The following is a 23119-nucleotide window of genomic DNA, read 5'->3' on the forward strand; positions in this document are numbered from 1 at the left end:
GGCTTGCATCCGGTAGTCTGCTGGGATGGTTGGGGACGAGCAGGAACTGACGGGCGGAAATGCGTCCGGGCGAGTGGTCCGTGTTGGTCACACCGTCCGAAAACCCTGGCTGGAAAACTCAGCCGCCGTGCAAAGCTACCTTGGCGCGCTCCGCGCAGCTGGAGTGGATGTTCCCCAGCCTCTGGGGCGGGACGACGACGGCCGAAATGTGGTCGAGTATGTCGAAGGTGCCCTCGCGATGGATCATTTGCCGCTCGGGCACGACGAGCTGCGACGGGTTGGCCGGATGATCCGGCAAATCCATGATGCGAGCGAAACAGTCCCGATTCCCAACCCCGGCGACTGGAAGATGCTGCTGCCAGCTGAGAATCCGGACCTGATGTGCCATAACGACCTCGCCCCGTGGAACCTCATCATGGACGCCCGGTGGGTGTTCATTGATTGGGATGGCGCCGGGCCCAGCACCCGGCTGTGGGATTTGGCGTACGCCGCGCAGTCGTTCGGCCTGCTGGTCGAGGGGCAGCCAGTGGACGACGCCGCCGCGAGATTGCGTTCAGTTGTTGACGGCTACGAAGCTGGTGACGCGCTGCGTGTGGCATTGCCCGCCGCGATGGCGGACCGGACTGCAGCGATGTTCAATCTCCTGAAGTCCTCGAATGAGACCGGATTCCAGCCGTGGGCAGAGATGTACGTCAACGGACACGGCGAGCACTGGCGTGCAGCAGCTGAATACGTCGCGCGGAATCAAACGGCCTGGGAACGAGCCCTCGCGTAGCTCGTCAGCGGATGACCCGGTAGCGCACGTGGGAGACGAGGCTGGTGCCGCTCGCTTCCGTCGGCTCAAGGTTGAGGTTCGCGACGCCGTCGAACAGCCGTTCACCCGCGCCCAGGAGGATGGGCGCGATGTGGAGCCGCAGCTCGTCGATCAGCCCTGCCGACAGGTATTGGCGGGCGGTCTGCGCTCCTCCGGCAATGGCCACGTCCTTGCTGCCGGCGGCTTTCCGCGCCTGGGCCAGCGCCGATTCGATCCCGTCGGCCACGAAGTTGAACGTGGTGCCGCCCGGCATCTGCAAAGGCGGGCGCGGCTGATGGGTGAGAACGAAAACGGGTGCGTGATACGGCGGATCCTCACCCCACCAACCCCGCCATTCCGCATCCCACGCCCCGGGCCCTGCGAACATGTTCCGCCCCATGATGTACGCCCCGGCTGCCAGGATGCCGTCGAGTGCGGCTGCGTTGTCCTCGGGTTCCTCGAACTGCCACCTGTGCAGGAGCTCCCCGCCGGCGCCCAGGGGGTCGGTCGGGGTTTGGTTCGGGCCGGCGACGAATCCGTCGAGGGAGATAGTCAGATCACACGTGACTCGGCTCATGTGCCCCATCATGCCACCACCCCGCGGTTTAGGCCCTAGACTCGGGGCATGTCAGCTCTATGGGGGACGCAGACTCAGCTCAAGCGGGCACTGCTCATTGCGGCCGCGCTTGTCATTCCGCTGTCGGGCTGTGAGTACGGTGGTCCCGGTGCGGGACCGGTCCAAACATCGCCACAGGCATCAACGGAGCCGACCCGGTCCTTCCCGGACAGCCTCCCGAAGCCTTCCGGCTTCGACGACATGCGTGAATGGTCATCGCAGCAGCTGCAACCACGGCTGCCTGGCCAGTTGGCCGGGTCAGCCAGTTCGAATACCACCATCGGATCCGGGCTGTCGGCCAAGCCCGGAAACTACGAACTGCACTTCATCTGCGACGGACCATCCGAGGCTGAGCTGTCTGTGTCCTCCTGGGCAGGCGTCGAAGTTCTGGCACCCGTCCAGGTCCCTTGCGAGGGCAGCGTCTTCAAGGCGCAGGTGCAGCTGGACACCGAGGGAGTTGACCTCTCGATGAATCCCGGCAACGGACCCCAGGGCCGCTACGCTTTCAGGCTCGTGCCTTCCGCCTAGCCCCGTCCAACCTAGCCCGTCCAACCCAACCCGGCCCGGTACAACGTTGGCGGCGTTCACGGGCGGCGGCTGTCCTGCGGCTCGGCTGCACTGGCCACGTCCTGGATCCGTTCGGTGGCCGCCCAGCTCGCGAGCAGGCGCAGCCTTTCATCCGACGGGGATCCGGGCACCGCCGGATAGACGGTGAGGGTAAATCCCGGGTCCTCAGCCAGCTCCATCGCCTCGTAGGCAAGTTCGAGTTCGCCCACCACCGGGTGGTGGAAAACCTTGGTGCCGGCGTAGTGGCGCCGGACATTGTGGGCGGCCCAGCGCGTCCGGAATTCCTCGCTGCGCACGGACAGTTCTCCCACGAGGTCCGCCAGCCGTTTATCAAAGGGATTGCGACCGGTCTGCGTCCGCAGGATGGCGACGTTGGTGTTGGCTGCCAGATCCCAGTTGGGGTAGAAATCCCGGGCTTTGGGGTCCAGGAAGATGAACCGGGAGTGGTTGGCGGGCCGGGTGGGTCCGCGGTACATCTCCGAGTAGAGGGCAAAGCCAAGCTGGTTGGCGGCCACGACGTCCATGTGATGGTTGCCGATGAAAGCCGGCGCCGTGGTGATGGAGTCGAGCATGAACTGGAGGGTCGGCCGGACCGCGCCGCTCTGGAGGGGCCGCCGTCGCGCCCTCCCGGAAGGACTGGACGCGCGGGCAAGATTGTACAGGTGGTCCCGTTCAGCCTCGTCGAGCTTCAGCGCCCTGGCGATCGCGTCAAGGACGCTTTCGGAGGTGCCGGACAGGTTCCCGCGCTCAAGCTTGGTGTAGTAGTCCACGCTGACACCGGCGAGCATCGCCACCTCTTCGCGGCGCAGGCCGGGGACCCGGCGTCGACCGCCAAAGAGCGTCAGCCCCGCCATTTCCGGCGTGATCCGGGCGCGCCGTGAGGCGAGGAACTCGCGCACTTCCATCCTGTTGTCCACCCGTCCACGCTACCCCCGGTCACCCAAGTTAGGGAGGTTCTGCCAGGACCCGGATAAGCGGAGCCCTCGCTAGGAACGGGCGGACCCTGTTGCATTGAAGACAAGACCCATCCCTGAACGGAGCACGCGTGACAGCCCTCGATACCCCGACACCCGCACGTGAGCAAACGGTCGGCCGCCCGCTCGCGGTGGTGCTCGGCCTGCTGACAATCTTCGGTCCGATCTCCATGGACCTCTACCTGCCCGTCCTGCCTGCCCTCACGGCAGAGCTTCAAAGCACGACGTCGGTCGCCCAGTTGACCATCACCGCCTGCCTGCTGGGCCTCGCCATAGGCCAGCTCGTGGCCGGGCCGCTCTCGGACCGCCTGGGCCGGCGGACGCCGCTGCTGATCGGGGTCGTCGCCTACACGCTGACATCCGCCCTCTGCGCGGTGAGCCCCACGGTCGAGACACTCATCCTGGCACGGTTCGTCCAGGGCCTGGCCGGCGCCGTCGGCATAGTGATCGCGCAGGCGGCAGGCCGCGACGTCTACTCGGGCGGCAAACTGCTCCGCTACTACGGCCGGCTCACCGTGCTCGGAGGCCTGGCCGCCATTATCGGACCCGTCATCGGCGGGCAGCTCGCAACGGTCACCGACTGGCGTGGAGTCTTCCTGTTCCTGGCAGCCGTAGGAATCGCCATCCTTGCGGCTTGCCTGGCGGTCTTCCGGGAGACCCTGCCGGCAGAACGGCGCGTCACCGGGGGCTTCTCCCACACCCTCAACGGCTTCCGCAGACTCCTCGCAGACCGCGTGTTCGTCGGAGCCGTGCTGATCACCGGCTTCAGCTACGCCGCAATCTTCGCCTACCTGAGCGGGGCAACGTACATACTCCAGGGCATGTACGGCCTGTCCCCGCAGGGTTACTCATTGGCGTTCGGGCTGAACTCGTTCGGCTTTATGGTCTTCGGATTCGCCGCCGGCCGCCTGTCTGAACGGTGGTCCGAACGCGGAACCCTCACCTTGGGCCTGGTCATGGCAACCTCGGGAGCCCTCGGGCTGCTTGCCACTGCACTCCTGCACCTGCCGCTGGCCGCCATCATCCTGTCCCTGTTCACCATGGTCAGCGGCGTGGCCGTCACCAGCCCGCCAGCCACTTCACTGGCGCTCAAGGACTATCCCGACATCGCCGGGACGGCCTCTTCACTCCTGGGGCTGGCGCGTTTTGCCTTCGGCGGCCTCGCCGCACCCCTCGTAGGCATCGGCGGCGCCAACGATGCGGTTCCGTTCGGCGTCGTGGCATCTGTCTCTGCAGCAGCGGCAGTAGTTTGCCTTGGACTGGTCAGCCGTCGGCGCGGCTGATGCGGTTCGAACCCTGCAGCCGTTCCGACTCCGGACACGTCAGGGGGCCGGCGGTGGCTGGGGAGCGTGGCCTGGTCTCACCCTGAGGCCATCTCACCGCCGGCCCCGGCATGTTTCCCAAACCCCACCTTGGGAGTGAACCGGCAGCCAAACCGCCGGTTCACTAAGTCGCACTACCAATGTATTCCCTCGGCGCCCGAAGCGCACGGACCACTTTCCGGCGGGTCACTTTTGCAGGACGTACGACGGCGGCCCTCAGGCCGTGCGGTCCATCGCCTTCAGGATCGCCTGGCCCAGTTCGGCCGGCCTGGTGAACTGGGGCCAGTGCCCGGTGGGCAGGTCCACGTACTCCACATCCCGGATCCGGGCGAGCTCCGCAACATACGGATGGCCGGCGTCGATCCACTCGGTCAGCAGCGACGACGGGAACTCGCACGCGATCACCGTGGCCGGGACGTCGTACCGGCGCACATCGTGGAGGTGCTGCTTGTCGTAGGCCACGCCCTTGGGCTGCGGGATGGCCCGGGACCGGAACTGGGTGCGGAGCCCGTCCGTCAGGTCCACCAGGTCGGCGTCCTCGAAACCGTCCCACGGCGGAAGCGGAATGTCGTCGCCGTCGGCCGGAAGTTCATCGTTGATGCAGCCGCCCTCACCTAAGGGTCCGCTGTCCACGAAGATGTTCCGCTCAATACGGTCCGGCCGGGCGTCGGCCACGCCGTGGATGATGGCCCCGCCGCCCGAGTGGCCCACCAGGACCACCTTGCCGTCGAGGGAATCCAGCTTCGCCACGACGGCGTCGATGTGGGTCCGCAGCCCGATGCCGGCGCGCGATGCGTCGGCTGATTCGAGGCCGGGGAGGGTGAGCGGGTGCAGGCGGTGGCCGGCGGTGGCCAGGGGAGGAGTGACCTCATCCCATGACGACGCGTCCAGCCAGAATCCGGGTACCAGGATGATGTCCATGACCGAACCCTACCGGCGCCGCCCCGGCCCCTCAAGGGTCAGGGCAAGGGGGATCAGACGGCGGCAGCCCCGCGCATCAGCGACCGGAGGTGGTCTCCCCGGCAGGGGATGGCAGCGTCCACCAGGGCGCGGCTGTGCTCATGGGACGGGCTCGCGAAGAAGGCCTGCGTTTCGGCGACCTCAATCACCCGCCCGTCCAGCAGCACGGCCACCCGGTCGCACATGTACCGGACCACGTCCATGTCATGGGAGATCACGATCAGCGACAGCCGGTGGTCACGCTGCAGCCGCAGCAGCAGGTTGAGGACCGTCCGCTGGGTCAGGGCATCCAGGGCTGACGTGGCCTCGTCGCAGATCAGCACCCGAGGATCGAGCAGCAGGGCCCTGGCAATCGTGGCGCGCTGAAGCTGCCCTCCCGAGCACTGCCCCGGCCGCCGGTCCAGCATCGATTCATCCAGTTCCACCTCGGCCATGGCGTCAGCAATCCGCCGGGCGCGCGCCGCGGCCGTGAGCCCCCGCCGCCGCAGCAGGGGTGCCTCCATGCTGGCGCGCAGCGTCATCCGCGGATCAAAGGAACTGTGCGGCTCCTGGAACACCAGCTGGACGGCGGTGGCCTCGGGGGCGCTGCCCGCTTCTTCCAGGTGACGGCTGATGGCGCCGCGGGTGACCTTTTCCAGCCCGACGACGGCACGGGCCAGGGTGCTTTTCCCTGAGCCGGACTGGCCCAGGATGCCCAGGATTTCCCCGCCCTTCAGCTCCAGGCTCACGTCCTCGAGGACGGTGTGCCGGCGGCGTCGCGGCCCGAAGGTCTTGTGCACGCCGGCGAGGGTGAGGACGTCCCGTTCGGCGGGCGCCGGCCGGCGGCGGGAGTCCGGCGCCAGCTGCGACGCCGCGAGCAGCTCACGGGTGTAGTCCTGCTGCGGTGCGGCCAGGACCCGGGCCGTGGGACCGCTTTCCACAATGCGGCCCGCATCCATCACCAGCACACGGTCGGCGAACGGGGCTACGGACGCAATGTTGTGCGTGATGTAGAGGACGCCGAGTCCGCGTTCCTGCCGCTCGCGGTCCAGCAGCTGGAGCACCTGCCGTTCCAGCATCTTGTCCAGGGCCGACGTCGGCTCGTCCGCCAGCAGCAGCTGGGGACGGCCGGCGAGGGCGACGGCGGTCATCGCCCGCTGTGCCATCCCTCCGGACAGCTGGTGCGGATAGGCGCGGAAACCCCGGACGGGGTCGTCGAAACCGACCTCGTGAAGCATTTCCACCGCGGCATCCCGGGCCCTAACCCCGCGCAGGCCGCCGTGGATCCGCAGCGGCTCCAGCAGGTGCTGGCCGACGGTCCGGTTAGGGTTGAACATCCGCTTGGGCTGCTGGAACAGCATGCCCACCTGGCCGCCGCGGACCCCCGTCAGCTCCTGCTCGCCCGCGGCCGTCACATCAACGGAACCCAGCCGGATGGAGCCGGACGTGATGCCCAGCTGCGGCGGCAGCAGTCGCAGGCAGGACAAGGCGGTGAGGGTCTTTCCTGATCCGGAGCCGCCCACCAGCGCCACGAATTCGCCGGCACCGACGGACAGCGACAGGTCCCGGACCAGGGGAGCCGCGCCACCCGCGGCCGTGCCGCCGTCGTACGTTCCCGCAGACCCAAGGTTCCGGACCTCCAGGCCGCTGATCTCCAGAACGTTGTTCAGGCCGCTCATTTCGCCTCCGCTGCGGGCAGCAGCAGCGGACCGGCGGCCATGTGGGCCGCGCGCTGCCCCAGCAGGGTCACGCACAGGGCAACCACAAAGATGGCGAGCCCCGGCGCGAGGATCCCCAGCGGGGCGCGTTCGGTGTACGGCTGCGCGGCGGCCATCATGGATCCCCAGTCCGACTGCGGCGGCTGGACCCCGAGCCCCAGGTAGGACAGCGCGCCCACGCTGATCAGCAGCTGGCCGAACCGGAGCGTGGCCTGGCCCAGGATGGGTGCGGCCAGGTGCGGGATGACGTGCCGGAAGATGATGAACGACGGCGGGCAGCCCACCACGCGCGCGGCCTCCACGAAGCCGCGGCTGGAGACGTCGTAGGCGAGGGTCCGTGCCAGCCGCGCGAAAGGCGTCCAGCCGGTGACGGTCAGTGCCAGCAGGAGCGGCCCGAATCCGGTGCCGAGCGTGGCCACGATGAAGAGCGCCACCACCATCTCGGGAACCGCGAGCAGCACATCGTTGGTCCGCGTGAGGAATTCGTCCAGCCAGCCGCGCCGTCGCGCGCTGAGTACCCCGGCGGCCACGCCGAGCACGCACGTCAGCACCGTGGCCAGCGCGGACACGGACATGGAGAACCGGCCGCCTTCGAGGAGCCGGCTCAGGGTGTCGCGGCCCAGGTGGTCGGTTCCCAGCCAGTGTTCGGCGGACGCCGGGGCGAGGCGCGCGGCAAGGTTCTGCTCCGAGGGCGGGTACGGGTAGATCCAGGGCGCAATGAGCACCGCCAGGACCACGACGGCGAGCACGGCACCCGCCGCGACGGTTGCTGCCCCGCGCCTCGTCGTCGGTCGGTTCAGCCCAGTTCGCTTACGCATAGCTGCCTTCCACGGCCGGGCTGAGGAGGCGGTGCACGAGGTCCGCGAGGGTGGTCACGGTGACGGCGAGGGCCACAACCACCACCACCCCGCCCTGGGCGAGCGGTATGTCGCTGTTGATGACGGCGTCGAACAGCAGCCGTCCCATGCCCGGTACAGCGAAGATGACCTCCACGATCACCGAGCCGCCCAGCAGCCCGGCAAACCAGACGGCAAAAAGCGTGGACAGCGGGACCAGCCCGTTGGGCACCACATGGTGAAGGATCGCCTGGGCCTGGCTCAGGCCCCTCGCCCGGGCAGCCGGAACGTGTTCCGCGGCGGCGGCTTCGATCATGCCGGAGCGGACGGCGGACGTGAAATAGCTGATCGGGCGCAGCGCCAACGTGACCGCCGGCAGGACCATCGACGCCGGACCCGCCCAGCCCGCGGAGGGCAGGACGGAGAGCTTAAGCGCAAAGACCAGTACCAGCAGCGGCGCCACCCAATACTCCGGCATGGCGATGAAGGACTGCGTGACGGTGGTGATCACGCGGTCCGTGGCCTTCCCCTGCCGCAGTCCGGCCGCGATCCCCAGCGGCAGGGACACCACGACAGCGAGGCCCAGGGACAGGACCACCAGGCTGAGGGTCACGGCCAGTGCCGGCAGGACCTGGTCCGCCACCGGGGTCCGGCTGACGTGGGACAGGCCCATGTCGCCGGTGGCGATCCGGCCCAGCCAGCGGAAATACTGGAGCGCCAGCGGATCCTGCAGGCCCAGGCTGAGGCTCAGCGACTGCACGGCGGCGTCATCCACCACATCCCCGGACACCCGCGACCTGATGATCTTGCGGACGGGGTCCCCGGGGGTGAAATACGGAATCAGGAACACCGCGAAAGAGGACACCACAACGGCCGCCACCAGGGTGGCTGTTCTCTTGGCGATGAAGGGGAGCATGGCGGAGGAAGGGTGCTAGGAACCTGATTTGGCCGTGTTGGCCGTCAGGACGTAGCGGGACAGCGGGTCCTGGACGTAGCCCAGCACGTTGGTGCGGACGGCATCAGTTGCCTGCTCGTTGACCAGCCACACGTTGACGGCCTGTTCGGCAACGATGTTTCCGGCGTCCGCGTACAGCTTGTAGCGCGCGTCGGCGTCCACGGTCTTGGCTGCTTCGGCCACGATCCGGTCGTACTCCGCGTTGCAGAAGTGGCTGAGGTTGTACGCTCCGGTGCAGGTGTAGTCGGCGGTCAGGAAGCCGATGGGATCGGCGATGTCGATCAGGCGGTTCCGCTGGCTGAGCAGCATGTCGTAGTTGCCCGCCAGGACGGCGGGCTCGGCCGCGGCGTATTCCTTGGCCTGGATGCTGACGGGGATCCCCACGGCCTTCAGGTTTTCCTGGATGACCGCTGCCACGTCGGCGAACTCGGCCCGCTCCACGATGGCGATGATCTCCAGCGGCCGGGCCGCCGTGTAGCCGGCGTCGGCGAGCAGTTTCTTGGCCGCGTCCAGGTCCTGTTTCGGGGCTTCCTGCTTGTCGCCGGCCCAGGGTTCGGACGGCGCGAAGACACCCTTGGCCGGGACTGCTGCACCTTCGTACACGCTGGCGGCCAGCGACTCCAGGTCCAGGGCGTCCCGGATCGCGGTCCGGACGTCCACGTTGTTCAGCGGTTCCCTGCCGTTGTTCAGGTAGAGGGTGGCTGTGCGGGGCGAATCGGCCTTGTTGACCTTCACGCCGTCGGCGGTTTCAAGTGAGGACAGGCTGGCCACGGGAATGGAGAGGGAAATGTCGGCCTCGCCGGTCTGGACCTGCGCGGCGCGGGTGGCGCCGTTGGTGATGAAGCGGACTTCGGCGCCGGCGAGCTGCACGTCTCCGCCCCAGTAGTCCCCGTTCCGCTCCAGGGTCAGGGACTGCTGGGACACCTCGGACACGGGGACGAAGGGTCCGGTGCAGGTCCCGAAGGGATCCAGGTTCTCCCCGGTGTAGGCGGCCGGGGCGAGGATGCCGGCGTTGACACTGGCCAGCCGGTAGGGGACCAGCGGGCTCTCGGTGGGGGTAGTGACCCGGACGGTGTCGGCATCCAGCGCGGTCACCGAGCTGACCATCTTGCTGTTGAACGCGCGGGCCGGGACGGTGGCGGCCAGGACGTGGTTCAGGGCGCCGGCTACCGACTCGGCGGTCAGCGCCGTGCCGTCCTGGAACTTCACTCCTTCGCGGACGGTGAAGTCCCAGTCGAGCGGGCCGGACTGCGTCCATTCGGTGGCCAGCATGGGCACCACCTCACCCTTGGCGGCGTCGTAGCTGGTCAGCGTCTCGAGGCAGCCGGAGAGTGACAGGACGTAGGCAGCGTCGGATTCCAGCGCCCAGTTGGCCACCGGTGCGCGGAAGTTGTCCACCACAATCCGCTGGTTCGTGTCGGCCGTGGGGGTCGCAGTGCCTTCCTGGGCCTGCCCGCCGCTGAAGCCGCAGCCGCTCAGTGTCAGGAGGGCGGCAACGCCCAAAGTGATCCGGGATCGGTGGAGTGGACGCACGAAAAACCGCCTAGCAGGACCCGAGGGGGGACATCGGGTGAAGAATGGGGACTACTTAGGTTAGCCTTGCCTGCTGCGAAAGGGCTAATCCCGTGCCGCGGGCCACCGTCACACTCAAGCTGGCAGTATGACGGTGGCCGCATGTGTCGGGCCGGGGCGGATCCCGGGCGTTTACTGCTTCACGGAAAGTCCGACGGCGTCAGTGGTCACCTTGCCGTGGGCGTTCCGGAACACGGCGCGGACAAGCAGTCCGTCCTGTTCTGCGCCCCCCGTGAACTCCAGCGTGGAGCGGTAGGTGCCCTCATCCGTCCGCCGGGTGGCAGGCTGGGTTTCCGCCGGCTGCCAGGAGGTGCCGCCGTCGGACGATTTTTCCCACACGGCAACCGGCCCGGGTGTTCCCGTGGCGGTGGCACTGAAGGTGGCCTTCTTGCCCGGCTTCACGGCCGAGGCCTTGGGTTGATTCTGGACCGCCGGCAGTTCCACGGTCTGATCGAACTCCGGCCAGCCGTCCACCCAGTTGATCTTCTGCAGGCCGAGCGTGGGGAAGTAGGGGATCTCCTCGTTGGAGCCGTCGTAGTAATGGAACGCCAGGTAGTCGCCGAACACCGACTGGCCGCCGGGACCGGTGATGGCCCCGTGCGAATCGAGGACCACCGACCCGCCGCCGCCGAACATGTCGCGGCCGTCCTTGTCCAGATAGGGACCCTTCACCGAGGCGGAGCGTCCCACCGCAACCTTGTACGTCGAGTCGGCGCCGCGGCAGCAGGAGTCGAAGGAGACAAACAGGTAGTAGTAGCCGTCGTGCTCGGTGATGTACGGGGCCTCGACCGGGTTGCCGGGCATAAAGCGGTCCGCGATGTTCACGGTCTGCGACTGCCAGTTCTCCACCGGCTTGCCCGTGGGCCACTCGATGGGCACCAGGAAGATCCCGTACCAGAACGATCCGATCGCCATGTAGGGGGTGCCGTCGGCATCCTCGATGATCCCGGCGTCGATCGCGTTGAACGTCTTGCCGGGGTTGTCCGGATCCAGGCCCGTGGCCGGGGAGGACACCACCAAGCCCTGGTCCACCCACTCATAGTCAGGATCGCTGGGATCCAGGGTGGTGTTGGTGGCCAGCGCTGTGAGGGAGTTGTTCCCGCCAAAGCGCGACGCCGAGTAGTACAGGTAGTAGGTTCCGTCATGCTCGGTGATTTCCGGCGCCCAGAGATTGCCGGGGAGCTCGCCGTCGGAGAAATGCTCATCGATCCAGGCCGGAATCCGGTCCCAGACGGTGCCGGTGTACTCCCACGTGGTTCCTTCGTCATGGGACGAAAAAATCTGGATGGTGCCGCCGTTCTCCCGGTTCAGGAGTCCGGTGGAGTACACGTACCAGGTGCCGTCGTCGGCGATGATCAGGGCGGGATCGTGGATGGGGGAGGTTGCTCCGACCACGGATTTGCCGCCGGGGAGGTCTGCGGGCAGGTTCTGGCTCGCCTTTTGCTGGGCGGCCGGTGCGTTCCAGGCCGTTGCGACTATGGGGTTCGTTGCTGCCTGGGCGGGGGCCGAAGCTGTGGCTGGTGGCAGTGCCAGGGCCGACAGGGCGAGGCCGGTAATGGCCGCCAATCCTGCGGCGCGCACAGCCCAAGAACGTGACTTCGTCATCACGTGGTCCTTCCGAAGAGTTGTCCGGGAAATGTGTTCACGGGCGTCGGGATGCGCCGAGGCCATCAGTTGTTGCAACGTTGTAAAGAAAAATATTGCACGCGGTGCCGCCACCGTCAAGGGGCGGGCTGTGGGGCGGGAAACTAATTTGGCATCACCCCTTGACGGCGTCCGAGCCACTGTGTGATGGTTTCTTACAACGTTGCAAACGAACCGCCCCGGATGCGGGTCCGCCACAGCGGACTGCGGGGCCGGCTCTCCACCAGCCCATAAACTTGATCGCTCAACCCAACCCGGAAGGACTGCGTGATGATGAAGTCACGTCCCATGGCCGCTACCCTGGCGCTCTTTACCGCCGCCGGCCTGATGCTCGGCGGATGCTCCGCCCCCACCGGTGGGGACACCGGCGAAAAGAAGCTGACCTTCATGTTCCGCGGAGGTGAAGACGAAAAGAAGGCCTACGAAAAAGCCGTTCAGCAGTTTGAAACGGAAAACAACGTGGACGTGGACATCATCGTCACCACCGCAGACCAGTACGCCACCAAGCTGAAGGCCGCCATCGCCGGCAAGCAGGTTCCGGACGTGTTCTACATCGGCCCCGGCGACGTCCAGGCCTACGTGCAGAACGGCATCGTCAAGGACATCACCGAATACGTGGAAGGCTCCGACACGATCGACCTGGACAACATCTGGGAATACGGCGTGGACAGCTACCGCTTCGACGGCAAGCGCGTGGGCGAAGGCGCCATCTACGCCCTGCCCAAGGACGTGGGACCGTTCTCCTTCGGCTACAACAAGACCATGCTGGAAAAGGCCGGCATTCCGCTGCCGGACAAGGACAAGCCCTACACCTTCGACGAGTTCGTGGCTGCGGCCAAGAAGCTCACCGCCGACACCAACGGCGACGGCGCCCTGGACCAGTGGGGCACCGGCCTGAACGTCCAGTGGAACCTGCAGCCGTTCGTCTGGTCCAACGGCGGGGACTGGCTCAATGCTGACCGCACCAAGGTCACCGTGGACACCCCGGAATTCGCCGAGTCCCTGCAGTGGTTCGCCGACCTGCAGAACGTCCACGGCGTGACGCCAGCCGCGGCCGAAGCCCAGACCCTGGACACCTACCAGCGCTGGATGAAGGGCGAGATCGGGTTCTTCCCCATCGCCCCCTGGGACCTCTCCACCTACCAGAAGCTGGGCTTTGAGTGGGATGTGATCCCTTACCCGGCAGGCGAATCCGGCAAGACCGCCAGCTGGATCGGCACCCTCGGCATCGCAGTCTCCGAAAGCACCAAGTACCCGGAGGACGCCGTTAAACTGGTCGAATTCCTGACGGCCAACAAGGAAGCCCAGCAGAGCCTGGTTGACGCCGGGATCCAGATCCCCAACCTGAAGGACATGGCGGAAACCTGGGCCGCAGACACCTCCACCAAGCCGGCCAACAAAGCTGAGTTCCTGGAGATCGTCAAGGACTACGGCCGTGCCCTTCCCGGCGGGAACACCTATAACGCCGAGTGGTACGACGAGCTGTTCACCAACATCCAGCCCGTGCTGGACGGCAAGCAGACCGCCGCGGACTACCTGAAGGAAGCGCAGCCCAGGATGCAGGAATTCCTGGACGCCGCCAACCAGCAGGCCGGCAACTAACCCAGCAGACCAGGTGCCGCGGCCCCGCCCGAGCCGGGCCGCGGCACCTATCCACCAGTCTTTTCCTGGTGCCGCAACCGGCGCCACCATCAAGAATCAAAGAGGATCCAGCGATGACAACCATCACGCGCCCGCGACGCTCGCGGCTTCACCGGAAGGAACACCAGGCCGCGCTGCTCTTTGTTGCCATACCGGTGATCGGGTTCCTCCTCTTCACGCTTTTCCCCCTGCTGTTCTCCGTGTACGCGTCCTTCACTAACTGGAACGGCATTTCCGCCCCGGTGTTCAAGGGCCTGGACAACTACACCAAGATGTTCGGCGACCGCTACTTCCTGAAGTCGCTGTGGAACACGCTGTTCATGATGATCGGCATCCCTGTGGGCCTGGTCATCTCGCTGGCGCTGGCGCTGGCCATGAACCGCAAGATGCGCGGCACCACGTTCTTCCGCACCGTTTACTACCTGCCCGTCATCTCCTCGATCGCCGCTGTGGCCATCCTCTGGCAGTGGGCGTTCAACGGGGACTTCGGTCTGATCAACCAGGGCCTGGGCCTGATCGGCATTGAAGGCCCCAACTGGCTGCAGGACACGTCCACCGTGAAGCCCGCGCTGATCATCATGGCCGTCTGGAAGGGGCTGGGATATTCCATGCTGCTGTACCTGGCCGCGCTGCAGTCCGTGCCGCGGTACCTCTACGAGGCGGCTTCGCTGGACGGCGCCACCGCGTGGCAACAGTTCCGCCACATCACCATCCCCATGGTCCGCCCGGTCACGTTCTTCCTCATCGTCACGTCCATCATCGGCGGCTCGCAGATCTTCGTGGAGATCAACATCATGACCCCCACCGGCGGACCGGAGTTCGAGTCGGCTTCCATTGTTTGGTACATCTGGCAGAAAGCCTTCGACAACCTCCAGATGGGCTACGCCTCGGCCATGTCCGTGGTCCTGGGACTGCTGGTGTTCACCATTACCTTCATCCAGTTCCGGCTCAACCGCCGCAACCAGTTTTCGATCGATTGAGGCAGGCAGCCATGTCCGCACAGAACGTCATCACCACCCCGCCGCTGGAACCCGCCGGCGCCATTCCCGCCGCCGCAGGGCGCGGTCCGTCCGGCCCGTCCCGGGGGAGCGGCCAGCGCTCGGCCAAGGCCGGGCTGAAGCTTGGCAACCTCATCACCACGCTCATCCTGTCCGTGGGCGCCGTGATCATGATCGCCCCGCTGGCCTGGACCTTCTCCACGTCGCTGAAGACCAAGGATGGCGTGTTCGAACTGCCGCCGCAGTGGATTCCGGACCCGTTCGTCTGGGAGAACTACGCCAGGATCTGGACGGCCGGCCCGCTCCTGACCGGCATCCAGAACAGCCTGATTGTGGCCTGCTCGGTGACCATCATCGGCTCGCTCACCTCGGCGCTGGCAGCCTTCGCGTTCGCCAAAATGCGGATGCCGTTCAAGAACGTCCTGTTCCTGGGGCTGCTGTCAGGCCTGATGATCCCGTTCCCCACGCTGATGATCCCGCAGTTCACCATCTTTGCCAGCATCGGCTGGGTGGACACCCTGCTGCCCCTGATCGTGCCCGGACTTTTCGGCAACATCATCATGATCTTCTTCCTGCGCCAGTTCCTGAACAGCATCCCGGACTCCATCGTGGAAGCCGCCAGGATCGACGGCGCGTCCTACCTGCAGATCTTCTGGACGCTGATCATGCCCGCCATCCGGCCCGCCCTCGCAGCGCAGTTCATCCTCTGGTTCATGGCGGTGTGGAACGACTACCTCGCGCCCATCATCTACCTGAACTCGCCCGGCACCCAGACCCTGCAGCTGGTCATTGCCAACTTCAACGCCCAGTACGCCATCCAGACCGACTACCCCCTGATCATGGCTGCCTCGTTCATCGCGCTCCTGCCCGTGCTGATCGTCTTCATCGTCTTCCAGCGCCAGATCATCGAATCCATCGCCCTCTCCGGGTCCAAGGGCTGAACCATGACAACCGCAGACATCACCAGCACTGACCCCGGCACGGTTGATTCCACAGCAGACCCGGCCGCCTGGGGTGCCCGGCACGCCCACGACCCCACCGTGGTCCGCGACGACGACGGCACGTACTTCATGTTCTCCACCGATTCCGTGGCCAACTCGGAATATATTCCCACTGGCGTACATGTCCGCACGTCACCAGACCTGGTCGAGTGGACATATGCCGGAACTGCACTGGAAGGTGTCCCGCGCCCTGCCGCTGAATGGTCCGGCGCGAAGGGGCTGTGGGCACCTGAGGTGGTCCGCTGGGAGTCCGGGGACTGGCATATGTATTACTCCGCCTCTACTTTCGGGTCCAACACGTCGGCCATCGGGCTGGCGGTCGCACCGTCGCCGTCGGGCCCCTGGCGGGACCGCGGCCTGGTGGTGGCCACCCGGGCGGGGCAGCACTCCCAGAACGCCATCGACGCCGCAGTGACGGTTGATGCCGACGGTGCCCCCTGGCTGACGTACGGCTCGTTCTTCTCGGGCATCTACATCCTGCCGCTGGACCGGTCCTCCGGGCTGCCGCTGGTGGAGGGGGACCTCGGGGCGGTCATCGCGCGCCGGCCGAAGTCCGTGGAGGGCGCCGTGGAGGGTGCGTTCATCCTCCGTCGTCCCGAAGACGGACGCTATGTCCTCTTCGCCTCCTACGATTCGCTCTTCAGCTCCTATAACGTGCGGGTGGCCGTGGCGGACGCTATAACCGGCCCGTACCGTGACTTCCACGGCCTCGCCATGACGGACCTGGACGCACCGCCGGCGTCGGTAGGCACCAAGGTGCTGGGCAGCCACCGGTTCGACGGCGGCACGGGCTGGCTCGCCCCCGGCCACAACTCGGTCCTCACCCAGGACGGCCCGGACGGGGCTCCGGAGCACTTTATGGTCCACCACGTCCGGTTCGCGACTGACCCCACCGAACATGTGGTGCAGTTGCGGCGTTTGTTCTTCACCTCCGCCGGCTGGCCCGTGGTCTCACCCCAGCCGTTCGCCGGCCGGGAAACCGAAACGTTGCCGTCGCCCGAGCATGTTGACGGCACGTGGCAGGTGCTCCGGTTCGACCCTGAGTCCACGGACTTGGTTGCCGCCGTCGCCGCCGAACTGGCAAGCGAGGTTCCCATGGTTTCCGACGGGACACCCGCCCCTGCCCGGCTGCGTATCGCCGGGGAGCAGGACGGATCCGGGGAGGCCATTGGGCTTGATGCTGTGGTGTTTGGGTCGTGGGACCCGCTACGCGGCCGCTCCGCACTGTCGTTCAGTGGAATCGACCAGCACGGCGTGGCCTGGAGCGGAACGAAGGGAGCCATCTCATGAGCGACGTTCCGCTGGGCTGGGCCGGGCGGGTGATGCAGTGGCTGGGCTTCGGTACCCGGCTGGTGCTGGTCAACGTGCTTTTTGTGGCCGGAACCCTGGGTGGGCTGGTGCTGTTCGGGCTGTTCCCGGCTGCAGTCGCCGCCACCACCGTCCTCGCCCGCCTGCGTCTTGGCGACGCCGGTGATGACAGCGCCGGCGACCACGTGGTGAGGGACTTCATCAAGGTGTACCGCGCGCAGTTTTGGCACGCTAACCGGGTGGGCAGCATTTTCTGGCTTGCCGGCGTCGTGCTCTTCCTCAATGTCCTGACCGTGGCCGGAACAACGGCACCAGCTTCGCCGGTCCATGCCGTGCTTCTGGTGCTCGCTGCGCTGGCCGGCCTGGGCACTCTTGCCGCGGCCGCGGCGGCCGTTGCCCTGAGCAGCCGCTACCGTGACTCGGTTGTCAGCACCTGGCGGACGGCGTTTGTGCTGCCGCTCGTGTCACCGGTGATGAGTTTGTCGCTGCTGGCCACCCTGGTGGCCGCCGTCGTCGTCTTTTCCGCACTGCCTGTGCTGGTGCCGCTGGTGGGGGCGTCCGTTCCGCTGCTGCTGTCCGGCTGGCTGGTGGGACGCCGGCTGGCCGTGCTCGAAACGGCAGAGCCCGCGTCCAACCATCCAGTCATTTCCCTCCAACCCAACTAGGTAGCGCTAACTGTCGTTCTGCCACCTCATAACGACAGTTGGCGCTACCTAGTTGGGTAATTTCTATAACGTTATACAGAACAGGAAAGAACCGTGACCATCACCTCCGCTGCTGCTGAACAGACCGACTTGGCTGTTGTGGCACCCACCGTCATCACCATCGACCGGTCCGCCGTCGTTGCCCCCGTCAGCCGCCGCATTTTCGGCTCCTTCGTGGAGCACCTGGGCCGCTGCGTCTACGACGGCATCTACGAACCCGGCCACCCCACCGCCAACGAGGACGGCTTCCGGCTGGACGTCATCGAACTCGTCAAGGAGCTCGGCTCCAGCACCATCCGCTACCCCGGCGGCAACTTCGTCTCCGGCTACCGCTGGGAGGACGGTGTCGGACCGCGCGACCAGCGTCCCGTCCGGCGCGATCTCGCCTGGCACTCGCTCGAATCCAACCAGGTGGGCCTGGACGAGTTCGCCCGCTGGTGCGAGCTCACCGGCTCCGAAGTGATGATGGCCGTCAACCTGGGCACCCGCGGCATCGAAGCAGCCCTTGACCTGCTCGAATACACCAACCACCCGTCCGGCACCGCGCTCAGCGAGCAGCGCATCGCCAACGGCGCCAAGGACCCGTACAACATCCGCATGTGGTGCCTGGGCAACGAGATGGACGGCCCCTGGCAGATCGGCCACATGTCCGCTGAGGACTATGGCAAGATCGCTGCCCGCACCGCATCGGCCATGAAAACAGCGGACAAGAACCTCGAGCTGGTGGTGTGCGGCTCGTCCGGATCCTCCATGCCCACGTTCGGTGAATGGGAACGCGTGGTCCTGGAGCACAGCTACGACTACGTGGACTACATCTCCTGCCACGCCTACTACCAGGAGCGCAACGGCGACCTCGGCTCGTACCTCGCGTCCTCGCTGGACATGCAGTACTTCATTGAAACCGTGGTGGCCACCGCGGACCACGTCAAGCACAAGCTGAAGAGCAAAAAGACGATCCAGCTCTCCTTCGATGAGTGGAACATCTGGTACCTGGACGAGCACCAGGCCTCGGACGAGGTCAACGAGGAATGGACGCACGCGCCGCGCCAGCTGGAGGACACCTACTCGGTGGCCGACGCCGTGGTGTTCGGCAACCTGCTGATCACGCTCCTGAAGAACCACGACCGGGTCGCCGCAGCCTCCCTCGCGCAGCTGGTCAACGTCATCGCCCCCATCATGACCGAACCGGGCGGCGACACCTGGCGCCAGACCACGTTCTTCCCGTTCTCCGTCACGTCCCGCCTGGCCAAGGGCGAGGTGCTGCGACCGCGCATCGACGCCGGGACCTACTCGACGGCGGTGTACGGCGAGGCGCCGCTGGTGGACGCCGTGGCAACGGCCGACGCCGCCACCGGCGAGTCGGCCCTCTTCCTGGTGAACCGCAGCCAGACCGAGGCAATCGACGTCACCATCAACGTGTCGGACCTCAACGCGAAGGTGATCACCGAGGCCGTGACCCTGCACGACGCGGACGTCTACGCCAAGAACACCCTCGAGGACCAGAACCGGGTGGGCCTGAAGCAGCTCGACGGCGCCGTCCTCGAGGAGGGCATCCTCACGGTGACCCTGCCGCCCGTGTCCTGGTCCGCCGTCGCGCTCGGCTGACGTGCCCTCCCAGCCGAAAAGCCCCGCCGCCAGCCGCCCTGCTGTTCGATTGACTGCGGTGCGGCTGGCCGCGGTGCTGGCCGCCGTCGTCGTCCTTGTCCTGACCGGCTGCGGCACCTCGCCAGGTGCGGCACCGGCGGAGAAGCCCGCCGGGCTCACCGGCGACTACTTCACGCACGACCCCGCAGTGGTTAAGGGTCAGGATGGCGGGCCCTGGTTCATCTACTCCACGGGCAACGGGCAGGTGGCGGACGGCAACATCCAGGTGCGGCGCTCCGACGACGGCGTGGACTGGGAGTACGCCGGCGAGGTCTGGCAGGACAAGCCGGCCTGGCTTACCGCGGCCGTCCCGGGAGTGGACAACCTTTGGGCGCCGGAACTCTACGAACACGACGGCACCTGGTACCTGTACTACTCGGCGTCCACATTCGGCAAGAACCTGTCCGTGATCGCGCTAGCCACCAACACCACGCTGGACCCGGCCGATCCGGCGTATGAATGGGTGGACCGCGGCGAGGTGATCTCCTCGAAGGGGGAGCGGTTCAACGCGATCGATCCGGGCATCGCCGAGGACCAGAACGGGACGCCGTGGATGTCCTTCGGATCGTTCTGGACGGGCCTCCAGCTCGTGCAGCTCGAATGGCCCACCGGGTTGCGGGCCTCTGCAGGGGAGCCGGTGGCGATCGCGGACCGGAAGGCGCCGCCGAACGCCATCGAGGCGCCTTACCTTGTGCCGCATGACGGCAAGTACTACCTGTTCTTCTCCCGCGACTTCTGCTGCCAGGGTCTGGAGAGCACGTATAACATTGCCGTGGGCCGGGCGGACAGCATCACCGGCCCGTATGTGGATGCGGACGGCAAGGAACTGCTCGACGGCGGCGGCACGCCCGTGCTGGCAACCAACGGCGGGCGCGTGGGACCGGGCGGCCAGTCCGTCTCCGGGAACACCCTCGCGTTCCACTACTACGCCGAGGAGTTGGACGGTGCGTTCCGGCTGGGGCTGGCGGAGCTTGAATGGAAGGACGGGTGGCCCACCGCGCGGTGGGAGTAGCAACTGGGCAGGAGCGCGCGGGGCGTCCATCGGAAGGGTGTCGGGTCAGACGCGCTGCCTTGCCCGGCTGGCGGTGTTTCCCGGCACAGCGCATCTGTTCGGGCTGGCCAGCTTTCCTGGACGCTGCGCCGCCGCCATCAGAGGTCCGGCAAGGAAACGGCAAGCCCGGACTCAAGGCTTTGGTTTGCTGCCTCCACGATGGCGACGATGCTGAGGATTTCCGCGCGTGGCACGTTAGGTGAACCGGTCCGGACGGACTCGACGATCCCTTCCAGGAGGCCGGCCAGCATGGGCGGTCCGGCTTCAATGGAGAACTGGGCGGCGCCGGAAGCGGCCTCGATGCGGCCTGTGGTGAACGGGCTCCACTCCGCCTCACCGCCCAACATCGCGACGCGGCCGTCCGCCCAGCTGACCGTGACCGACGCCGGGCGGGAAGCCGAACCCGGCCTCCCGCCGTCGGCCACCACCACACCCGACGCGGCAGCGCCGGCGGAAAGGGGACCGAGCGCTGCCACGGCGAGGTCCACCAGGTGCACGCCATACCAGGCGAATCCCGGATGCCCGGGCTGCGTCGGCAACGGACCGTTCAGCGAGATCCGGCGGGCAACCCGTGGGGCAGCAGCCGTGCGGAATTCCTGGGTGAAGCGCTTGGGGGATCCGGCCAGCACCAGTGTGCCGCACTCGTCCGCCAGCGCCAGCATGTTCGTTGCCTCCGTGAGGGACAGCGCGAACCGCGTGTCCACATAGACAGGCTTGCCAAACCGCACCACACGCTCGAAGTAGCGCGGGTGCGTGCGGGCATCGGAGGACACGATGAGCAGCGCGTCGCATGCCTCGGCCACCGCCTCCGGTGAATCGCACAGGGTGACCCCGAGCCCGGCCACCTCGTCGGCGAAGCTGTCGGTGCGGTCCCGGCTGAGTGGAAAGTCCGACGCCGGTTCCCCCTTCCAGGCGTGCGTCACCACGCCGCCGGGGACGTCGCCGTCGAACCCGTTCCCGAAGAGGCGGGTGAAGGACGGCGCATGCGGGGAATCGACGCCGATCAGACCGAACCGGATCGGGGCAACAGTGGTCATCCTTTAACCCCGCTGTGCGTAATGCTGGCGACGATGTGCTTCTGCAGCACGGCAAAAATCACCAGGCACGGGATAAAGCTGACCAGGGTGGCGGCCATGACGTTGGAGGTCGAGGCCGTCTCTGTGTTCAGCGTTGCCAGGCCCACGGTCAACGTCCTGGCCGCGTCCGACTGCCCCACCACCAGCGGCCAGAGGAGGTCGTTCCAGTGCCACAAGAAGACGAAGATGGCCAGCGTTGCCAGGACCGGACGGATCAGCGGGAGCACAACCTGCCAGAAGGTCCGCCATTCGCCGGCGCCGTCGATCCGGGCGGCGTCGAACAGTTCCTCCGGCATGTCCCGCACGAACTGGCGGATGAGGAAGATTGCCTGGGCGTTGGCCAGTGTGGGCAGGATCAGCCCCCACAGGGTGTTCACGCCGCCCATCTTGGAGATGAGGATGAACGTGGGGATCAAGGTGGCCTGGACGGGCACCATCATGGTGGCGATGATGGCCCACAGCAGGGCGTTCCGTCCCGGGAACCTCTTCCGGGCAAGTGCGTAGGCGGCCATGGAAGCGGTGAGCAGGACCACCACCACGGACACTGCTGAATACAGGAACGAGTTCCACAGCCAGAGCGGGAATTCGCCCACGTTGAAGATGCGGATGATGTTGTCCAGCGTCAGCGACGGCGGAAGCGCGTACGGCAGCGTGGGCGCGTCCTCGGGGGAGAGCGCCAGCACCGCCACCGCAATGAGGGGTGCCACCGTGAACAGGGAAATCACTGCCAGCACCAGGACCAGTGTGCGCTGGCGGCGCTTTTCGTTGCCGGGCCGGTTGCTGCCCCGGCGGAGGCGGGGCACCTGGATGACGGTCACTTGGAGTCCTTACCTTCGAAGAAGCGCTGCTGGATGAGCGAGAGGATGAGCACGATGACGAACAGCACCACGCCAATGGCCGAGGCGTAGCCGAAGTCGAAGAATTTGAAGCCCTCGTCGAACAGGAAGTAGATCAGGCTGTGGCTGGCCCTGGCGGGCCCGCCGCCGGTCATCACATAGATGGTGTCGAAAACCTGGAAACCGACGATCGTCTCGATGACCAGCACGAAAAAGAGCACAGGTTTCAGGAGCGGCAGCGTCACGTACCAGAACGACTTCCACGCGCCGGCGCCGTCGATCCGGGCAGCCTCGTGGACTTCGGCGGGCTGGGCTTTCAGGCCCGCCAGGAAGATGAGCATGGAATAGCCGAATCCCTTCCACACGGACACCACGGCAAGTGAGACCAGAACCATCAGTTGCGGACCCGAGGTGAACGGGACCGGTCCCAGGCCCAGGCCGCCCAATGCTGCGTTGAGCGGCCCGTCCGTGGAGAAGATCCAGGTCCAGATGATCCCCGCCATGACGAAGGAGCTCAGGTAAGGAATGAACAGCAGGGCCCGGAAGGCGCCGGTGAAGCGAACGAGCTTGTCCAGCAGCACGGCTCCGGCCAGCGAAACGGCAATGATGAACGGAACAAAGATCACCACGTACAGGAACGTCACGCGCAGGCTCTGCCAGAAGTTGGGATCGGCGGCGAGCCGGGTGTAGTTGTCCGCACCCAGGAACTCGAAGTCTCCGTTGAGGCTGTACTCCGTCATGCTCATGGCTCCGGCGCCAAGGATGGGGAGGAATTTGAAGAGGCCAAAGATGACCAGGGTGGGCAGGATGAACAGGATGCCGGCGAGGGCTTCACGGCGTCGTGCCTGCCGTGGCTTGGGCGGTGGAACAGCCGCGGCGGGTTTGCGGGCCGGTGCCGTTCTGGGGCTGGTGCTTACGGACATG

General features: G+C 66.5%; 21 protein-coding genes. 10 read left to right on the forward strand and 11 right to left on the reverse strand.

Annotation, left to right across the window (positions count from 1 at the left end):
- Positions 1-25 precede the first annotated feature (25 nt).
- The gene (locus EYS21_RS05015; protein WP_131132101.1) at positions 26-775 is read left to right on the forward strand and encodes a phosphotransferase; all 750 of its coding nucleotides are present in this window, start codon (positions 26-28) and stop codon (positions 773-775) included.
- A gap of 4 nt (positions 776-779) precedes the next feature.
- Here the strand turns inward: EYS21_RS05015 and EYS21_RS05020 are convergent, their stop codons facing one another.
- Positions 780-1370 carry a dihydrofolate reductase family protein gene (locus tag EYS21_RS05020; RefSeq protein ID WP_131132102.1) on the reverse strand — a complete coding sequence of 197 codons (591 nt, stop codon included), beginning with the start codon at positions 1368-1370 and terminating at the stop codon, positions 780-782.
- 48 nt (positions 1371-1418) lie between these two features.
- On the opposite strand from EYS21_RS05020, the gene EYS21_RS05025 reads away from it, so the two are divergent.
- Positions 1419-1937 carry a hypothetical protein gene (locus tag EYS21_RS05025; protein WP_131132103.1) on the forward strand — a complete coding sequence of 173 codons (519 nt, stop codon included), beginning with the start codon at positions 1419-1421 and terminating at the stop codon, positions 1935-1937.
- A gap of 56 nt (positions 1938-1993) precedes the next feature.
- On the opposite strand, the gene EYS21_RS05030 is transcribed toward EYS21_RS05025, so the two are convergent.
- Positions 1994-2893 (reverse strand): helix-turn-helix transcriptional regulator, encoded by a 900-nt coding sequence (locus EYS21_RS05030; protein ID WP_165478257.1) that lies wholly within the window; start codon positions 2891-2893, stop codon positions 1994-1996.
- Positions 2894-3081: 188 nt separating this feature from the next.
- Here EYS21_RS05030 and EYS21_RS05035 point away from each other — a divergent pair, with 188 nt between their 5' ends.
- On the forward strand, positions 3082-4233 hold the full coding sequence (locus EYS21_RS05035) for a multidrug effflux MFS transporter (protein ID WP_242633314.1): 1152 nt from the start codon (positions 3082-3084) through the stop codon (positions 4231-4233).
- A gap of 255 nt (positions 4234-4488) precedes the next feature.
- Here the strand turns inward: EYS21_RS05035 and EYS21_RS05040 are convergent, their stop codons facing one another.
- The 6 genes from EYS21_RS05040 to EYS21_RS05065 all read right to left on the reverse strand — a co-directional run bounded on the left by EYS21_RS05040 (position 4489) and on the right by EYS21_RS05065 (position 11897).
- Positions 4489-5193 carry an alpha/beta hydrolase gene (locus tag EYS21_RS05040; RefSeq protein ID WP_131132105.1) on the reverse strand — a complete coding sequence of 235 codons (705 nt, stop codon included), beginning with the start codon at positions 5191-5193 and terminating at the stop codon, positions 4489-4491.
- A 53-nt stretch (positions 5194-5246) separates the two neighbouring features.
- Positions 5247-6890, reverse strand: a complete 1644-nt coding sequence (locus EYS21_RS05045) for an ABC transporter ATP-binding protein (protein ID WP_131132106.1) — start codon at positions 6888-6890, stop codon at positions 5247-5249.
- The gene (locus EYS21_RS05050; protein WP_131132107.1) at positions 6887-7747 is read right to left on the reverse strand and encodes an ABC transporter permease; all 861 of its coding nucleotides are present in this window, start codon (positions 7745-7747) and stop codon (positions 6887-6889) included. The genes EYS21_RS05045 and EYS21_RS05050 overlap by 4 nt, the downstream gene beginning before the upstream one ends.
- Positions 7740-8681, reverse strand: a complete 942-nt coding sequence (locus tag EYS21_RS05055; RefSeq protein ID WP_131132108.1) for an ABC transporter permease — start codon at positions 8679-8681, stop codon at positions 7740-7742. Before EYS21_RS05055 ends, EYS21_RS05050 begins: the two co-directional genes overlap by 8 nt.
- 15 nt (positions 8682-8696) lie before the next feature.
- Positions 8697-10253 (reverse strand): ABC transporter substrate-binding protein, encoded by a 1557-nt coding sequence (locus tag EYS21_RS05060; protein WP_131132109.1) that lies wholly within the window; start codon positions 10251-10253, stop codon positions 8697-8699.
- Between the two features lie 171 nt (positions 10254-10424).
- On the reverse strand, positions 10425-11897 hold the full coding sequence (locus EYS21_RS05065; protein ID WP_131132110.1) for a glycoside hydrolase family 43 protein: 1473 nt from the start codon (positions 11895-11897) through the stop codon (positions 10425-10427).
- A gap of 309 nt (positions 11898-12206) precedes the next feature.
- On the opposite strand from EYS21_RS05065, the gene EYS21_RS05070 reads away from it, so the two are divergent.
- From EYS21_RS05070 to EYS21_RS05100, 7 genes are all read left to right on the forward strand, one after another.
- On the forward strand, positions 12207-13538 hold the full coding sequence (locus EYS21_RS05070) for a sugar ABC transporter substrate-binding protein (RefSeq protein ID WP_131132111.1): 1332 nt from the start codon (positions 12207-12209) through the stop codon (positions 13536-13538).
- Positions 13539-13651: 113 nt separating this feature from the next.
- Positions 13652-14557, forward strand: coding sequence for a sugar ABC transporter permease (locus tag EYS21_RS05075; RefSeq protein ID WP_131132112.1), 906 nt, complete (start codon positions 13652-13654; stop codon positions 14555-14557).
- An 11-nt stretch (positions 14558-14568) separates the two neighbouring features.
- Positions 14569-15516 (forward strand): carbohydrate ABC transporter permease, encoded by a 948-nt coding sequence (locus EYS21_RS05080; RefSeq protein ID WP_131132113.1) that lies wholly within the window; start codon positions 14569-14571, stop codon positions 15514-15516.
- A gap of 3 nt (positions 15517-15519) precedes the next feature.
- A complete protein-coding gene (locus tag EYS21_RS05085) occupies positions 15520-16866 on the forward strand; it encodes an arabinan endo-1,5-alpha-L-arabinosidase (RefSeq protein WP_131132114.1) in 1347 nt (448 codons plus the stop codon).
- Entirely contained in the window at positions 16863-17549 is a 687-nt protein-coding gene (locus EYS21_RS05090; RefSeq protein WP_131132115.1) for a DUF624 domain-containing protein, read from the forward strand. Before EYS21_RS05085 ends, EYS21_RS05090 begins: the two co-directional genes overlap by 4 nt.
- A 138-nt stretch (positions 17550-17687) precedes the next feature.
- Positions 17688-19193 (forward strand): alpha-N-arabinofuranosidase, encoded by a 1506-nt coding sequence (locus EYS21_RS05095; protein WP_131132386.1) that lies wholly within the window; start codon positions 17688-17690, stop codon positions 19191-19193.
- Between the two features lie 58 nt (positions 19194-19251).
- Positions 19252-20244 (forward strand): arabinan endo-1,5-alpha-L-arabinosidase, encoded by a 993-nt coding sequence (locus EYS21_RS05100; protein ID WP_242633315.1) that lies wholly within the window; start codon positions 19252-19254, stop codon positions 20242-20244.
- 137 nt (positions 20245-20381) lie between these two features.
- Here EYS21_RS05100 and EYS21_RS05105 read toward each other — a convergent pair whose 3' ends face one another.
- The 3 genes from EYS21_RS05105 to EYS21_RS05115 are packed head-to-tail and all read right to left on the reverse strand — an operon-like array spanning position 20382 to position 23118.
- Positions 20382-21320 (reverse strand): gfo/Idh/MocA family oxidoreductase, encoded by a 939-nt coding sequence (locus tag EYS21_RS05105; RefSeq protein ID WP_131132117.1) that lies wholly within the window; start codon positions 21318-21320, stop codon positions 20382-20384.
- Positions 21317-22177 (reverse strand): carbohydrate ABC transporter permease, encoded by an 861-nt coding sequence (locus tag EYS21_RS05110; RefSeq protein WP_242633296.1) that lies wholly within the window; start codon positions 22175-22177, stop codon positions 21317-21319. The genes EYS21_RS05105 and EYS21_RS05110 overlap by 4 nt, the downstream gene beginning before the upstream one ends.
- Entirely contained in the window at positions 22174-23118 is a 945-nt protein-coding gene (locus EYS21_RS05115) for a sugar ABC transporter permease (RefSeq protein WP_131132118.1), read from the reverse strand. The genes EYS21_RS05110 and EYS21_RS05115 overlap by 4 nt, the downstream gene beginning before the upstream one ends.
- Between the last annotated feature and the right edge of the window lies 1 nt (position 23119).

Source organism: Arthrobacter sp. S39, assembly GCF_004320525.1.
In the GTDB taxonomy this organism is placed as follows: domain Bacteria; phylum Actinomycetota; class Actinomycetes; order Actinomycetales; family Micrococcaceae; genus Arthrobacter.